The sequence below is a fragment of the Nocardioides pollutisoli genome (assembly GCF_040045055.1).
GTDB classification, from domain to species: Bacteria; Actinomycetota; Actinomycetes; order Propionibacteriales; family Nocardioidaceae; genus Nocardioides; species Nocardioides tweenelious.
The window spans coordinates 2,501,293-2,516,543 of record NZ_JBDZDU010000001.1; the positions used below are offsets into that span (position 1 = coordinate 2,501,293).

General features: G+C 71.7%; 16 protein-coding genes. 13 read left to right on the plus strand and 3 right to left on the minus strand.

Going from position 1 to position 15,251, the window contains the following annotated elements; genetic code table 11:
* Positions 1 to 2: 2 nt before the first annotated feature.
* Complete coding sequence (locus ABLE68_RS12235; RefSeq protein WP_348871641.1) at positions 3 to 653, minus strand: HAD family hydrolase; 651 nt, start codon at positions 651 to 653, stop codon at positions 3 to 5.
* The gene (locus ABLE68_RS12240; protein ID WP_348871642.1) at positions 650 to 1,939 is read right to left on the minus strand and encodes a citrate synthase; all 1,290 of its coding nucleotides are present in this window, start codon (positions 1,937 to 1,939) and stop codon (positions 650 to 652) included. The genes ABLE68_RS12235 and ABLE68_RS12240 overlap by 4 nt, the downstream gene beginning before the upstream one ends.
* Positions 1,940 to 2,315: 376 nt before the next feature.
* Here ABLE68_RS12240 and rplM point away from each other — a divergent pair, with 376 nt between their 5' ends.
* Genes rplM through ABLE68_RS12275 form a run of 7 tightly spaced genes read left to right on the plus strand, consistent with a single transcriptional unit; the run spans position 2,316 to position 7,476 of the window.
* On the plus strand, positions 2,316 to 2,759 hold the full coding sequence (rplM, locus tag ABLE68_RS12245) for a 50S ribosomal protein L13 (protein WP_348871643.1): 444 nt from the start codon (positions 2,316 to 2,318) through the stop codon (positions 2,757 to 2,759).
* Between the two features lie 59 nt (positions 2,760 to 2,818).
* Positions 2,819 to 3,316, plus strand: coding sequence for a 30S ribosomal protein S9 (rpsI, locus tag ABLE68_RS12250; protein ID WP_348871645.1), 498 nt, complete (start codon positions 2,819 to 2,821; stop codon positions 3,314 to 3,316).
* Between the two features lie 18 nt (positions 3,317 to 3,334).
* Positions 3,335 to 4,696, plus strand: a complete 1,362-nt coding sequence (glmM, locus tag ABLE68_RS12255) for a phosphoglucosamine mutase (protein ID WP_348871646.1) — start codon at positions 3,335 to 3,337, stop codon at positions 4,694 to 4,696.
* Between the two features lie 26 nt (positions 4,697 to 4,722).
* Positions 4,723 to 5,616, plus strand: coding sequence for an ATP-binding cassette domain-containing protein (locus ABLE68_RS12260; RefSeq protein ID WP_348871648.1), 894 nt, complete (start codon positions 4,723 to 4,725; stop codon positions 5,614 to 5,616).
* Positions 5,613 to 6,416, plus strand: coding sequence for an ABC transporter permease (locus tag ABLE68_RS12265; RefSeq protein WP_348871649.1), 804 nt, complete (start codon positions 5,613 to 5,615; stop codon positions 6,414 to 6,416). Before ABLE68_RS12260 ends, ABLE68_RS12265 begins: the two co-directional genes overlap by 4 nt.
* 9 nt (positions 6,417 to 6,425) lie before the next feature.
* Positions 6,426 to 6,998 (plus strand): DUF8017 domain-containing protein, encoded by a 573-nt coding sequence (locus ABLE68_RS12270; RefSeq protein WP_348871650.1) that lies wholly within the window; start codon positions 6,426 to 6,428, stop codon positions 6,996 to 6,998.
* A gap of 52 nt (positions 6,999 to 7,050) precedes the next feature.
* Positions 7,051 to 7,476: a hypothetical protein gene (locus tag ABLE68_RS12275; RefSeq protein ID WP_348871653.1), complete on the plus strand. Its 426-nt coding sequence runs from the start codon at positions 7,051 to 7,053 to the stop codon at positions 7,474 to 7,476.
* Here ABLE68_RS12275 and coaA read toward each other — a convergent pair.
* Positions 7,463 to 8,437 (minus strand): type I pantothenate kinase, encoded by a 975-nt coding sequence (gene coaA, locus ABLE68_RS12280; RefSeq protein WP_348871654.1) that lies wholly within the window; start codon positions 8,435 to 8,437, stop codon positions 7,463 to 7,465. The two genes, ABLE68_RS12275 and coaA, sit on opposite strands and share 14 nt — an antisense overlap.
* Before the next feature lie 41 nt (positions 8,438 to 8,478).
* Between coaA and glmS the strand changes: the two genes are divergently transcribed.
* The 6 genes from glmS to tsaE all read left to right on the plus strand — a co-directional run bounded on the left by glmS (position 8,479) and on the right by tsaE (position 15,233).
* Complete coding sequence (gene glmS / locus ABLE68_RS12285) at positions 8,479 to 10,323, plus strand: glutamine--fructose-6-phosphate transaminase (isomerizing) (RefSeq protein WP_348871656.1); 1,845 nt, start codon at positions 8,479 to 8,481, stop codon at positions 10,321 to 10,323.
* Positions 10,320 to 10,670 (plus strand): holo-ACP synthase, encoded by a 351-nt coding sequence (locus ABLE68_RS12290; protein WP_348871657.1) that lies wholly within the window; start codon positions 10,320 to 10,322, stop codon positions 10,668 to 10,670. The genes glmS and ABLE68_RS12290 overlap by 4 nt, the downstream gene beginning before the upstream one ends.
* A gap of 76 nt (positions 10,671 to 10,746) precedes the next feature.
* Positions 10,747 to 12,123: an NAD(P)H-hydrate dehydratase gene (locus ABLE68_RS12295; RefSeq protein ID WP_348871659.1), complete on the plus strand. Its 1,377-nt coding sequence runs from the start codon at positions 10,747 to 10,749 to the stop codon at positions 12,121 to 12,123.
* Between the two features lie 16 nt (positions 12,124 to 12,139).
* Positions 12,140 to 13,249 carry an alanine racemase gene (alr, locus tag ABLE68_RS12300; RefSeq protein WP_348871661.1) on the plus strand — a complete coding sequence of 370 codons (1,110 nt, stop codon included), beginning with the start codon at positions 12,140 to 12,142 and terminating at the stop codon, positions 13,247 to 13,249.
* Complete coding sequence (locus ABLE68_RS12305) at positions 13,246 to 14,322, plus strand: alpha/beta fold hydrolase (protein WP_348871662.1); 1,077 nt, start codon at positions 13,246 to 13,248, stop codon at positions 14,320 to 14,322. The genes alr and ABLE68_RS12305 overlap by 4 nt, the downstream gene beginning before the upstream one ends.
* Positions 14,319 to 15,233 carry a tRNA (adenosine(37)-N6)-threonylcarbamoyltransferase complex ATPase subunit type 1 TsaE gene (gene tsaE, locus ABLE68_RS12310; RefSeq protein ID WP_348871665.1) on the plus strand — a complete coding sequence of 305 codons (915 nt, stop codon included), beginning with the start codon at positions 14,319 to 14,321 and terminating at the stop codon, positions 15,231 to 15,233. Before ABLE68_RS12305 ends, tsaE begins: the two co-directional genes overlap by 4 nt.
* Positions 15,234 to 15,251: the final 18 nt, after the last annotated feature.

A 15,251-nucleotide genomic window follows, 5' to 3' on the forward strand; every position in this document is an offset into this window, starting at 1 on the left:
ACTCAGACCGGGAGGCCGCGTCTGCGCAGCTCGCTGCGCAGCGCGGCCGCTCCCGTGAAGAGGAGCGCGTCCATGCCGAGCGCCGCCGCGGCGTCGACGTTGGTCTGCCGGTCGTCGACGAACGCGAGCCGGTCGAGCGGGATGCCCGAGCGCTCGGCGACGATCTCGTAGGCGCGGGCGTCGGGCTTGGCGGCCTTGACCGTGCCGGACACGACCACGTCGTCGAGCAGCGACAGGAAGTCGAACATCGCCGGCGCGTGCGGGTAGAGCTCGTCGGACCAGTTCGTCAGCCCGTAGAGCGGGATCCCCGCGGCGTGCAGGTCCCGGACGATGGCGACGGTCCCGGGCACCTCGCCGACCAGGGAGGCGGCGAAGTTCGCGCGGTAGGCCAGCGCGTGCTCGGCCCAGTGCGGGTGGGTACGGCGTACCTCGTCCTCGGCGTCGCGCCACGAGCCGCCCGAGTCGGGCCCGTGGTTGTAGGCCATGAAGTCGAAGTCGTCGGCGGCCAGGAAGCGGCGTGCCTCGTCCGCCCCCACGCCCGCCGCGATCGCGGCGGACGGGTCCCAGTCGATCAGGACGTTGCCCAAATCGAAGACGACCCCGGACGGAGCGTCCGGGGTCGTCTTCTGATGCTCGGGGTGAGCTTCGCTCACGCCCAGCGCTCCGAGGCCGGAACGAAGTCCAGCGTCCGGTCGCCGGTGTAGATCTGCTTCGGACGAGCGATCTTCTGCTCCTTGTCCTGGACCAGCTCGGACCACTGGGCCAGCCAGCCCGGGGTGCGGCCGATCGCGAACAGGACCGTGAACATCTCCGGCGGGAACTGGAAGGCCTCGTAGATCAGGCCGGAGTAGAAGTCGACGTTCGGGTAGAGCTTGCGCTTGATGAAGTACTCGTCCTCGAGGGCGATCTTCTCGAGCTCCTTGGCGATCTCGAGGAGCGGGTTGACCCCGGTGACCTCGAAGACGTCGTCGCAGGCCTTCTTGATGATCGTCGCGCGCGGGTCGAAGTTCTTGTAGACCCGGTGGCCGAAGCCCATGAGCTTCTCGTTGCCGTCCTTCACGCCCGCGATGAACGCCGGGATGTTCTCCTTCGAGCCGATGCGCCGCAGCATCCGCAGCACCGCCTCGTTGGCGCCGCCGTGCAGCGGGCCGTAGAGGGCGCCGACGCCCGCGGCGACCGCGGAGTAGGGGTCGACCTGCGAGGAGCCGACGGAGCGGACCGCGTTGGTCGAGCAGTTCTGCTCGTGGTCGGCGTGGAGGATGAAGAGCACGTCGAGGGCCTTGACCAGGCGCTCGTCCGCCTCGAACTTCGACTCGCTCATCTTGAAGAGCATGGAGAGGAAGTTGGCGGTGTAGCCGAGGTCGTTGTCCGGGTAGACGTACGGCTTGCCCTGCGCGTGGCGGAAGGCCCAGGCGCCGAGCGTCGGCATCTTCGCGATCATGCGCACGATCTGCATGTGCCGGTTGTCGGCGTCGCTGATGTTGCGGGCGTCGGGGTAGAACGTCGAGAGGGCTCCTACCGACGCCATCAGCATCCCCATGGGGTGCGCGTCGTAGCGGAAGCCCTGCATGAACGACTTGACGTTCTCGTGGACGAACGTGTGGTAGGTGATCTCGTGGACCCACGCGTCGTACTCCGCCTTGGTGGGCAGGGCGCCGTGGACCAGCAGGTAGGCGACCTCGAGGAAGCTCGACTTCTCGGCCAGCTGCTCGATGGGGTAGCCCCGGTACTCGAGGATGCCCTTGTCTCCGTCGATGTAGGTGACGGAGCTTCGACAGGACGCCGTGTTGACGAAGCCCGGGTCGTAGACCGCCAGGCCCGGCGTGTCCTCCCCGGCCTTGATCTTGCCCAGATCTGCGGCCTTGATGGCGCCGTCGAGGATCGGGACGTCGTACTCCTGTCCGGTGCGGTTGTCACGGACGGTGAGAGAATCAGTCACCCCCTCAACTTAGTCGGCGCACTCACGCCATGCGAACTCGGTGTCCGAGGACCGTTCACTCCGAGCCCGCGAGGAGGGAGCGTCGGCCGAGGAGGTTGAGGAGCGTCGGCGCCGGAACCCGCGTCAGCCGGGGACGGTGCGAGGCGTCTCGGAACCCGGTTGCGTGAGCGATGCAGCAGGGGCTTCTCCGCGGTTTTGACCCGTCGTGAGGCTGGCCCGTAGTCTTGTCAGTCGCGTCTCCTGCCGCTCTCAGACCCCGCCACGGGATCTGGGGGCAGACCCGGAGAAAGACCGGGCAGTGTTCGTCAGAAGGCGTCGCTCCACCACCCGTGGGACACAGGGTTCCACGGGCCCTACGAACGAAGGAAGTTCCTCCGTGCGCACGTACAGCCCCAAGCCGGGCGACATCCAGCGCGAGTGGCTCGTCATCGACGCCACCGACATCGTCCTCGGCCGTCTCGCCGTCCAGGCCGCGAACCTGATCCGCGGCAAGCACAAGCCGATCTTCGCTCCGCACATGGACACCGGTGACTTCGTCATCATCATCAACGCGGAGAAGGTCGCCCTCTCGGGCACCAAGAAGACGACGAAGATGGCCTACCGCCACTCGGGTTACCCGGGCGGCCTCTCGGCCACGCCCATCGGCGAGATCCTCGAGAAGGACGCCCGCAAGGCCATCGAGACCGCCGTCTGGGGCATGCTCCCCAAGAACCGACTCGGCCGTCAGATGCTGAAGAAGCTGAAGGTCTACTCCGGGCCCAACCACCCGCACCAGGCCCAGAAGGCCATTCCCTTCGAGATCACCCAGATCTCCCAGTAATCCACTTCTGACAGCACTGCACTTTCCAGTGCACCGAGACATTCTCAGTGAGGAACATCGTGGCTGACACCACCGAGGTCGAGGAGACCTACGAGACCGACGAGCAGGGCGTTGCCTACAGCTCGGAGAGCGCTCCGACCGCAGACACCCCGGCCCGCCCGGCGACCATCGCCCCGGCTGCCGCCACCGGCCGCCGCAAGGAGGCCGTCGCCCGCGTCCGCATCGTTCCGGGCACCGGCGTGTGGACCATCAACGGCCGGACGCTCGACTCCTACTTCCCGAACAAGCTGCACCAGCAGGTCGTGAACGAGCCGTTCGCGAACCTCCAGCTCGAGGGTCGTTTCGACGTCATCGCCCGCATCCACGGCGGCGGCATCACCGGTCAGGCCGGCGCCCTGCGCCTCGGCGTGGCCCGCTGCCTGAACGCGATCGACACCGAGACCAACCGCCCCTCGCTCAAGAAGGCCGGGCTGCTCACGCGTGACGCCCGCGTCATCGAGCGCAAGAAGGCCGGTCTCAAGAAGGCCCGCAAGGCTCCGCAGTTCTCGAAGCGCTGATCGCGTAACGCCAGCCATATGGCTCGCGTATTCGGCACGGACGGGGTCCGGGGCCTGGCCAACGGTGAACTCACCGCTGAGCTGGCCCTGGACCTTTCCGTTGCCGCCGCCCGTGTCCTGGCCGACCGGGGTGAGTTCCAGGACTCCGTGGAGACACGGGGCCGGCCGCTCGCCGTGGTGGGTCGGGACACGCGCATCTCCGGACAGTTCCTCGAGCACGCCGTCGTCGCCGGGCTCGCGTCCGCCGGCGTCGACGTGCTCCGCCTCCGGGTGCTGCCCACGCCCGGGGTCGCCTACATGACCCAGGCGCTGGGCGCCGATCTCGGCGTCGTCATCAGCGCCTCGCACAACCCGATGCCCGACAACGGCATCAAGTTCCTGGCCGGTGGCGGGCTCAAGCTCGACGACGCGGTGGAGCGGGAGATCGAGCAGCACCTCGACGAGCCCTGGGAGCGCCCGCTGGGCGGTGACGTCGGCACGGTCACGCCGTACGCCAACCCGGTCGAGGAGTACGTCGCCCACCTGGTCAGCACCGTCTCGCGACCGCTGACCGGCATCACCGTCGTGCTCGACTGCGCCCACGGTGCGGCGTACGACGCGGGGCCGCAGGCGCTGCGTGCCGCCGGTGCCACGGTCATCGCGATCAACGCCGAGCCCGACGGCCTCAACATCAACGACGGCTGCGGCTCGACCCACCTCGCTCCGCTGCAGGCGGCCGTCCTCGCGCACGGCGCCGACGCCGGGTTCGCGCTCGACGGCGACGCCGACCGCGTCCTGGCCGTCGACCACGAGGGCAACGAGGTCGACGGCGACCAGATCCTCGCGATCCTCGCGATCGCGATGTCCGAGACCGGTCGCCTGGTCAAGAACACCGTGGTCGCCACCGTGATGAGCAACCTCGGGTTCGTGCAGGCGATGCGCGCCGCGGGCGTGGGGGTGCGGCAGACCAAGGTCGGCGACCGCTACGTGCTCGAGGCCATGAAGGTCTCCGGCTACAGCCTCGGTGGCGAGCAGTCCGGCCACGTGATCATGAGCGAGCACGCCACGACCGGTGACGGGGTGCTGACCGCCCTGCACGTCCTGGAGCGGATGGCGACGACCGGGCAGAGCCTGCAGTCGCTGGCCTCGGTCGTGACCCGGCTCCCGCAGGTGCTGGTCAACGTCCCCGACGTCGACAAGGCGCGCGCCGACGACGACGCGGTCCTGGCCGCGGCCGTGGCCGAGGAGGAGGCGCTCCTCGGTGACACCGGGCGGATCCTGCTCCGCCCGTCGGGCACCGAGCAGCTGGTCCGGGTGATGGTCGAGGCGGCCACCCAGGAGGACGCGCGCGCGGTGGCCGAACGGCTCGCCGACGTGGTCAAGCGGCAGCTCAGCCTGTAGGCGCCGCCTTCAGTAGGGTCGGGCTCGTGACGGGTCTCGAGCTGTCGGTCGAGGGCATCGGCAAGAGCTTCGGCGCCGTGCGCGCCGTCGACGACCTGAGCTTCGTCGTGCGTCCAGGCGTCGTCACCGGCTTCCTGGGGCCCAACGGGTCCGGCAAGACCACGACGTTGCGGATGCTCCTCGGTCTCACCCGGCCGACGCAGGGTCGCGCCCTGGTGGGGGACCGGCTCTACGGCGACCACCCGGTGCCGGCCTCGGTCGTCGGCGCCGCCCTCGAGGCGTCCAGCTTCCATCCCGGCCGCACCGGGCTCGCTCACCTCGAGGTGTACGCCGCGCAAGCGGGCGCGAGCAGGTCGCGCTGTCGCGAGCTGATCGAGTTCGTCGGGCTGGGACATGCGGCGAGCCGCCGGGTCGGCGGCTACTCCATGGGCATGCGTCAGCGTCTCGGCCTCGCGACCGCGATGCTCGCGGACCCACCGGTGATCGTCCTCGACGAGCCGGCCAACGGACTCGATCCCGAGGGCATCGTCTGGATGCGGGGCCTGCTCCGCTCGTTCGCCGACCAGGGCCGGACCGTCCTGATCTCGAGCCACGTCCTCACCGAGGTCCAGCACACCGTCGACGACGTCGTGATCATCGCGCGGGGCAGGCTCGTCCACGCGTCGTCGCTCGCCGACCTCGGAGCCCTGGTCGCACCCGAGACGTACGTCGAGTCGCCGACGCCGGAGCGGCTCGAGGCGCTGTGCCGGGACCGCGGGTGGGCGGCGCGCGCCGAGAGCGCAGGGCTGCTCGTGACGGGTGCTTCGACGGCGGAGATCGGCGCGGCGGCGTACGCCGTGGGGATCGAGCTCCACCAGCTCGCCCCACGCGGCGGCGACCTCGAGGACGTCTTCCTCCGGCTGACGGAGGCGGCTCGGTGAAGGCGGCCCTGGTCGCGGAGTACCGCAAGCTCGTCAGCACCCGCTTGTGGTGGATCCTGCTCCTCTGTCTCGCCGCCTACCTGGCGTTCGTCGGCGGGGCGCTCGCCTTCTCGATCGCGTTCGCTCCCGAGGACCAGGAGGGCGGGTTGTCGCTCACCGGGGTCGACGCGGCGGCGAGCGTCTACGGCCTGATCAACGCGATCGGCTACGTCTTCCCGCTCGTCATCGGCAGCCTGCTCGTCACGTCGGAGTTCCGCTACCGGACGATCACCGCGTCGCTGCTGGTCGAACCCCGACGCAGTGTCCTCCTCGGCGCGAAGCTGGTGATCGCGGTCCCCCTGGGGCTTCTCTACGGCGTGGTCGGCACCGTGGCCATCGTCGCCGCGAGTGCGCCGATGCTGGCGTGGGGCGGGGACGGCGCGTTCCTCACCGACCGGGCCGTGATCGAGGTGCTCCTGCTGGGCGTCGTCGTCACCGCGCTGTGGACGGTCATCGGCGTCGCGTTCGGCTCGGTCGTGCCCAACCAGGTCGCCGCCATCGTCGTCCTGCTCGCGATCACCCAGTTCGTCGAGCCGATCGCCCGGGTCGCGCTGGGCGCCTTCGACGTCACCGACTCCGTCGCCCGGTTCCTGCCGGGTGCCGCGGCGGACGGGTTGATCGGCGCCAGCCTGATCGGCTCGGTCTCCGGCGGGTCCTCGGACCTGCTGTCGCGCTGGGCCGCGCTCCTCGTGCTGCTCGGCTACGCGGGTGTGCTCGCGGCGGTGGGGAGAGCCACGACTCTGCGGCGCGACATCGGGTAGGACCTGCCCATGACTCGCAGCCGCGTCGCGATCGCCCTCGGGGTGGTCGCGGTGCTCGCCGTCCTGGCGACCGCGGCGGTCGCGATCTCGACGTACGGCGGGGACGAGGACCCGCCCGCCCCGACCACCCCTGCTGCTCAGCCGCTGGTCGTTCACGACCCGGCGTCCGGTGCGTCCTTCGAGGTGCCCGGGGACGGCTGGACCGTCCGGGACGCGCAGACCCGGATCTACTACGACGACGCCCAGGGCGACCCGGTGGCCGTCGTCCGCGGCCCGGCCGTCTTCCGCGACGGCTACTGCGAGGCCCGGCCGCGCGGGTCCAGCCGGGCCTTCGCCGGCTTCACCGAGCAGCCGTTCGAGGACTGGGTCGACGCGATCGGCGTGCAGGTCGACGAATCGAGGTCCGGCTTGGTGCGACGCGCGACCGTGCGCACGACGGGGACCGGTCCCTGCGTCGCGCGCGAGGTCGAGGTGGCGATGAGGAGCGTCGACGACGTACGGGTGGTGCTCGTGTCCGACGCCGGTGCGCTGTCCACCTCCCAGGTCGACGCGGTGCTGACCAGCCTGGTGCTCCGCGACTGAGTGGTTTCCGGACCACGGTCCGGATCTTGGGCCGCGTGCCTACGTTGGGGTCATGAACCTGCGCAACGTGCCCACCCGGCTCGCCACGGGGGCCTTCGTCCTGAACGCCGGCCTCGGCAAGTGGAAGGCCGGGCCCGAGCAGACCGCCGGTGTCCACGGCATGGCTGCTGCGGCGATCCCGCCGCTCGCCGCCATCCAGCCGCCGGTGTTCATGAAGCTGCTGTCGGCGGGGGAGGTCGCCACCGGGGCCCTGCTGCTCGCGCCGTTCGTGTCCAACCGCAAGGCGGGGCTGGCGCTGACGGCGTTCTCCGGTGGCCTGATGGCGCTCTACGCGCGGACGCCGGCGCTCCACCAGCCGGGCAGCATCCGCCCGACCCAGCAGGGCAACCCGGTCGCCAAGGACGTCTGGATGCTCGGCATCGGCCTCGGCCTGCTGCTGGACCCGGCCAACCGGAAGAAGCCGGCTACAGCTTCCTGAGCCGCACGTAGCGGACCGAGTGGTCGCGGTCCTTGCGGAGCACCAGGGTGGCCCGGGAGCGGGTCGGCAGGATGTTCTCGACCAGGTTGGGGCCGTTGATGGTGTCCCAGATCCGCTTCGCCTCGACGACCGCCTCGTCGTGGGTCAGCGCGCCGTACTTCGCGAAGTAGGAGCCGGGGTCGCGGAAGGCGGTCTCGCGCAGCCGCAGGAAGCGGTTGACGTACCACTCGCGGATCTTGTCGCGCCCGGCGTCGACGTAGACGCTGAAGTCGAAGAAGTCGCTCAGGGTCAGACCGCTGCGGCCGTCCTCGCGGGTGCGCGCCGGCTGGAGGACGTTGAGGCCCTCGATGATGACGATGTCGGGCCGCTTGACGACGACCTTCTCGCCGGGGACCACGTCGTAGGTGAGGTGGGAGTAGATCGGCGCCTCGACCTCGTCCTTGCCCGACTTGATGTCGACGACGAAGCGCAGCAGCGCGCGGCGGTCGTAGGACTCCGGGAAGCCCTTGCGGTGCAGGATGCCGCGGCGCTCGAGCTCGGCGTTGGGGTAGAGGAAGCCGTCGGTCGTCACCAGCGCGACGTTCGGGTGCTCGGGCCAGTGGGCGAGCATCTGCTGGAGCACGCGCGCAGTGGTCGACTTGCCGACCGCGACGGAGCCGGCCAGGCCGATGACGAACGGCGTGCGCGGCGGCTGCACCTGGTGGAGGAACTCCTCCTGCTGGCGGTAGAGCCGGCCCGCGGACTCGACGTACAGGCTGAGGAGACGGGAGAGCGGGAGGTAGACCTCCTCGACCTCCTGGAGGTCCAGCTGGTCACCGAGGCCGCGGAGGGCGTGGATCTCGTCGGCGGAGAGCGGTGACTCCATCGCCGGGGCGAGCGCGGACCACGCGGAGCGGTCGAGCTCGAGGTAGGGGGAGGGCTCCCGGGCGGCATCGGCGTGGACCTCGCCGTGGGAAGACATGGTGGCGATTGTTGCAAAGGCCCGCCGATACAGTGACACCCATGTGCGGGATCGTCGGTTACGTGGGTCACAAGCAGGCCCAGGACGTCGTGATCGAGGGCCTCCGTAGGCTCGAGTACCGCGGCTACGACTCGGCCGGGGTCGCGCTGGTCGCGGACGGCTCGATCGCCTCCGACAAGCGGGCGGGCAAGCTCGCCAACCTCGAGAAGGCGATCGCCGACCGGCCCCTTCCCGCAGCCACGCTCGGCATCGGGCACACCCGGTGGGCGACCCACGGCGCGCCCAACGACGTCAACGCCCACCCGCACAGCGGCCGCTCGCGTCGGGTCGCGCTCGTGCACAACGGGATCATCGAGAACTTCGCCGAGCTGCGCGCCCGGATCGAGGCCGACGACCACGTGATGCTCTCGGAGACCGACACCGAGGTGGCCGCCCAGCTGCTGGAGCTGCAGGTCGAGTCGGGCGTCGACCTGACGACCGCGATGCTGCGCGTCGTCGCGCAGCTCGAGGGCGCTTTCACGCTCGTGGCGGTGGACGCGCACGACCCCGACCGCGTCGTGGCTGCGCGGCGCAGCTCGCCGCTGGTCGTCGGTATCGGCGACGGGGAGAACTTCCTGGGCTCGGACGTCTCGGCGTTCATCGAGCACACCCGCGAGGCGATGGAGCTCGGCCAGGACCAGGTCGTCACGATCACCCGGGACGGGGTGTCGGTCGTGCACTTCGACGGCAGCCCCGCCGAGGGCAGGCGCTACCACGTCGACTGGGACCTGTCGGCGGCCGAGAAGGACGGCCACGACTGGTTCATGCGCAAGGAGATCTTCGAGCAACCGCGTGCCGTCGCGGACTCGCTGCTCGGACGGCGTACGCCGGAGGGCCACCTGCACCTCGACGAGATGCGGCTGTCCGACCAGGAGCTGCGCGACGTCGACAAGGTCATCATCATCGCGTGCGGCACGTCGTTCTACGCCGGCATGGTCGCGAAGTACGCCATCGAGCACTGGACCCGCGTGCCGGTCGAGGTCGAGCTGGCGTCGGAGTTCCGCTACCGCGACCCGATCCTCGACTACTCCACGTTGGTCGTGGCGATCAGCCAGTCGGGCGAGACCGCCGACACGCTGCAGGCGATCCGGCACGCGCGCACCCAGCGCTCGAAGGTGCTGGCGATCTGCAACACCAACGGCTCGACCATCCCGCGCGAGTCCGACGCGGTGATCTACACGCACGCCGGTCCGGAGATCGGGGTGGCGTCGACCAAGGGGTTCCTGACCCAGCTGGTCGCCTGCTACCTGCTCGCGCTCTACCTCGCCCAGGTCAAGGGCACGCGCTACGGCGACGAGATCGACCAGGTGATGGAGCAGCTCGAGGCGATGCCCGACCACATCGCCTCCGTGCTCGCCGGCGCTCCGGCTGTCTACGAGATGGCCGCCGAGCACGTCGACACCCGGTCGGTGCTCTTCCTCGGCCGGCACGCCGGCTACCCGGTCGCCCTCGAGGGTGCGCTCAAGCTCAAGGAGCTGGCCTACATCCACGCGGAGGGCTTCGCCGCCGGCGAGCTCAAACACGGACCGATCGCGCTGGTGGAGCCCGGGCTGCCGGTGCTGTGCGTCGTACCTCCCGCCGGTCGCGACCAGCTGCGCGACAAGATGGTCAGCGGCATCCAGGAGGTCCGTGCGCGCGGCGCCCGGACGATCTGCCTGGTCGAGGAGGGCGACGACGCGATCACGCCGTACGCCGACGTGGTGATCCGCCTGCCCCGCGTGCCGGTCCTGCTGCAGCCGCTGGTGGCCGTCGTACCCCTCCAGCTCTTCGCCTGCGAGCTCGCCACGCGGATGGGCCACGACGTCGACCAGCCGCGCAACCTCGCCAAGTCCGTGACCGTCGAATGATCGTCGGGGTCGGCATCGACGTCTGCGAGATCGAGCGGTTCGGGCTCTCCCTCGAGCGCACGCCGGGGCTGCGCGAACGTCTCTTCACCCCGGCCGAGGCGAGGCGTCCGCTCGCATCGCTGGCCGCTCGCTTCGCCGCCAAGGAGGCGCTCGCCAAGGCGCTCGGCGCCCCGGTCGGGCTGTCGTGGCACGACGCCGAGGTGGTCTCCGAGTCGTCCGGGCGGCCGCTGCTCGAGATGCGCGGCTCGGTGCTCGCCCGCGCGACCGAGCTCGGCGTGGCCTCCGTGCACGTCTCGCTCTCCCACGACGCCGGCATCGCGTCGGCCGTGGTGGTGCTGGAGGGCTGACGCACCTGACGTACGTGTCGCGAATTCGTCCAGATCACGACACGTACGTCAGGTGCGTGGCAGATACGGTCGACCTATGAGGCGGGCACACACGGTCGAGCAGGTGCGGGCGGCCGAGGCGGAGCTGATGGCGCGGCTGCCGGAAGGTGCGCTGATGCAGCGGGCCGCGGCCGGGCTGGCGTACGCCGTGATCGACCTGCTCGGGTCGGCGTACGGCCGCCGGGTGCTGCTGCTGGTCGGGTCCGGGGACAACGGCGGAGACGCGTTGTACGCCGGGGCGATGCTGGCCCGGCGCGGGGTGCAGGTCGAGGCGTGGCTGCTGTCCGACCAGGCGCACGAGTCCGGGACGACAGCACTGCGCCAGGCGGGTGGCCGCACCATCACGGGTGAGCCGACGCGGCCGGACCTCGTGGTCGACGGGATCGTCGGCATCGGTGGTCGGCCGGGCCTCCGCGAAGGCGCCCAGGCAGCGCTCGAGGCCGTCGCGGGCATCCCGGTCGTCGCGGTCGACACCCCGAGCGGGGTCGACGTCGACACCGGCGAGCTGGACGGACCGCACGTCGAGGCGGCCCTGACCGTCACCTTCGGCACCCACAAGATCGCGCACCTGGTCGACCCGGCCGCCCGGGCCAGCGGGGCGGTCCAGCTGGTCGACATCGGGCTCGACCTCCCGGCCGCCGCGGTCGAGGCGCTTCAGCCCGAGGACGTCGCGGACCTGCTGCCGCGGCCGGAACCGGACGCCCAGAAGTACGTCCGCGGCGTCGTCGGCGTCCGAGCCGGGAGCACGCAGTACCCCGGCGCCGCCCTGCTCAGCGTGGCGGGCGCGGCCAGCGGGCTCTGCGGCATGGTGCGGTACGTCGGACCCGAGTCGGTGGCCGCCCGGGTGCGCGACGCCCACCCCGAGGTCGTCGGGGAGGGCCGCGTGCAGGCGTGGGTCGTCGGGTCCGGAGGTGGGGAGCACGCGGGCGACGAGCTCACCTCAGCGCTCGCCGACGGCGTACCTCTCGTGATCGACGCCGACGCGCTCGCCCACCTCGAGCGACCTCCGGCGGACGCCGTGCTCACCCCGCACGCCGGTGAGCTCGCGGCGATGCTCGGCGCCGACCGGGCCGACATCGAGGCGCGCCCCCTGCACTTCGTCCGGGCCGCGACCGAGCGCTACGGCTGCGTCGTGCTGCTCAAGGGGCGCCACACGCTGGTCGCCCACCCCGACGGCCGGGTCCGCGCGACCACCACCGGCACGCCCTGGCTGGCCACGGCAGGCGCGGGCGACGTGCTCGGCGGACTGGTCGGCGCGCTGCTCGCCTCCGGCCTCACGCCGTACGACGCCGCGTCGGTCGGCTCGTGGCTGCACGGTGCCGCTGCGACCCTCGCGTCGCGCGGCGGGCCGATCGTCGCGGGCCAGGTCGCCGCGTCCATCCCGGCAGCCGTCCGAGGCCTGCCCGGGCGGTGATGGGAGAATCGGGGTCATGACCCCGGCCCGAGCAGAGATCGTCGTCGATCTCGGCGCGATCCGGCACAACGTGCGCACCCTGCGCGAGCTCACCGGGGTCGACTCGATGACCGTCGTGAAGGCGGACGCCTACGGCCACGGGATGGTCGAGGTCGCGCGGGCCGCTCGCGAGGCGGGCTCGGCCTGGATCGGCGTCGCGACCCTCGACGAGGCGCTCGCGCTCCGCGCAGCCGGTGACACCGGCCGGCTGCTCGCCTGGCTGACCGTCCCGGGCGAGGACTACGCCGCCGCGATCGACGCCGACATCGACCTCACCGCCTACTCCACCGACGAGCTCGCGGAGATCGCCGCGACCGGTCGGCACGCCCGGCTCCAGCTCAAGGTCGACACCGGCCTCAACCGGGGCGGTGCGTCGTCGGCCGACTGGCCCGCGCTGGTCGCCGCCGCCCGTGCGGGCGAGCAGGCCGGCCACTGGACGGTCACCGGCATCTGGTCGCACCTCGCCGCGAGCGACGAACCCGACCATCGCGCCAACGACGCCCAGGAGGCGGCCTACCGCGAGGCCCTCGTCGTCGCCGAGGACGCCGGCCTCCGGCCCGAGGTCCGCCACCTGGCCAACTCGGCCGCCGGGATCCTGCGTCCGAGCAGCCGCTTCGACCTGGTCCGGTTCGGCCTCGCGTCGTACGGCCTCGACCCGGCGCCGGGCCACACCCCCGACCTCGGCCTGGTCCCGGCCATGACCGCCCGCGCCACCCTCGCGCTCGCCAAGCCGCTCCACGCCGGCGACAGCGTCTCCTACGGCCACACCTGGACCGCCGACACCGACACGACGGTCGGCCTGGTGCCGGTCGGGTACGGCGAGGGCGTGCCGCGCCACGCCAGCAACGTCGCGCAGGTCCAGGTCGGCGGCAAGCGTCGCGCGGTCCGGGGACGGGTTTGCATGGACCAGTTCGTCGTCGACCTCGGCGGTGACCTGCCGACCCCGGGCGAGGACGTCGTCCTCTTCGGTCCCGGCACCCACGGCGAGCCGACCGCCCAGGACTGGGCGGAGGCCGCCGGCACCATCTCCTATGAGATCGTCACCCGCATCGGAGGTCGGATGACCCGGAGGTACGTCGACGCATGAGCGTGCGCGGACGCGTGATCGGCGCGGTCACCATCGGAGCGGTCGGCCTGGCGGCCGCAGGCGCCGGCATCGGCGTCAACCGGCAGCGCCGGCGGATCGAGGCCCGCGACGTCGAGGACGCCCCGGCGTTCGGCTCGCTGCGGTCGGACCCGATCACGGTGGTCGCCGACGACGGCACGCCGCTCCACGTCGAGGTCGACGAGCCGGACGCGGTGCCGAAGAGCCGGTTGCGCAAGCCGAAGCCGCCGCTGACCGTGATCTTCGCCCACGGCTACGCGCTGCAGCTGGACTGCTGGCACTTCCAGCGCGAGCACCTGCGCGGGCGGGTCCGCACCGTGTTCTACGACCAGCGCTCGCACGGCCGGTCCGGTCGCTCGCCGATGGGCAACGCCACCATCGACCAGCTCGGCCGCGACCTCCTCGCCGTGATGGACGCCGTCGCCCCGGACGGCCCGGTCGTGCTGGTCGGTCACTCGATGGGCGGGATGACCATCGCCGCGCTGGCCGAGCTCCACCCCGAGCTCTTCGGCGACCGCGTGGTCGGCGTCGCGCTGATCTCGACCACCGCCGGCGGGCTGGAGCCCAGCCGGATCCTCTTCCCGATGGTGCCGGCGTGGGGGAGCGCGGGCGCGGTCGGGCGCGGTGTCTCGGTGCTGGCGCGCGGCCACCGTGTGGTCGACGGGGTCCGCCGCATCGGCAAGGACATCGCCCTGGTCGCGACCGCCGAGCTCGCCTTCGGCGACGACGTCCCCGGGAGCTACGTCGAGTTCGTCGACCGGATGCTCTCCGAGACGCCGTTCGAGGTGGTCGCGGAGTTCTTCCCGGGCTTCGCCTCGCTCGACAAGTTCGACGCCGTCGGGGTGCTCGCGAAGGTGCCCACGACGATCATCTGCGGCACCGCCGACAAGCTGACCTCGATCGGCCACAGCCGCAAGCTCGAGTCCCGGATCGCCGGCTCCCGGCTGATCGAGGCGCACGGCGCCGGCCACATGGTGCTCCTCGAACGACACGACGAGGTCAACGGCGAGCTCGACCGACTGCTCGCCGCGACCGGAGCCGAGGACGTGCCGTGAGCGTCGAGATCCACCGCGTCGGCCCCGAGGCCGCAGCAGACGTCCTCGCCGTCGTGCGCGCGGCCTTCGAGGCGCGCCCGCCCCTCGACCCGCCCGCCGCTGCGCTCACCGAGACCGAGGAGTCGATCGCGGACAAGCTCGCCGGGGCCGGCGGTCTGCTGGCCACGCTCGACGGCGAGCCCGTGGGAGCGTTGGTGCTCGACCCGATCGGGAGCACGACGTACCTCCGCCGGTTCGGGGTCGCCCCAGCCGCCCAGGGGCACGGCGTCGCCGCGGCTCTGATCGACGCGGCCGTCGAGGCAGCCGACGGCTCCGAGGACCTCACCGTCGTGGCGCGCGAGGAGCTGCCGCAGACCGTGGCGTTCTGGGACCGCCAGGGCTTCCGCGAGATCCGGCGCGAGTCGCCCAACGTCGAGCTGCGCCGGCCGCTGCGCACCCACGTCTTCCAGGCACCCGACGCCGACGCGATGCGTGGCCTCGGACGGTCGCTCGCGGGCCAGCTCGCGCCCGGTGACCTGATCGTCCTCAGCGGTGAGCTCGGCGCGGGCAAGACGACCTTCACCCAGGGCCTCGGCGCCGGGCTCGGCGTCCGCGGTGACGTCACGTCGCCGACCTTCGTCATCGCCCGGGTCCACCCGTCACTGGTCGGCGGCCCGGAGCTGGTGCACGTCGACGCCTACCGGCTCGGCGGCCTCGAGGAGCTCGACGACCTCGACCTCGACACCTCCCTCGACGACGCCGTGACCGTCGTCGAGTGGGGCGAGGGGCTGGCCGAGGGGCTCTCGGAGTCACGCCTCGAGGTGCAGATCGTGCGCGGGGACGCGCCGCACGACGGGCTCGACCCGCGCCGGGTCGAGCTCACCCCGGTCGGACCGCGCTGGCACGCGCTGTCCTTCCGCGGTCTGGGCTGACTGTCGGGGCCGACCGGG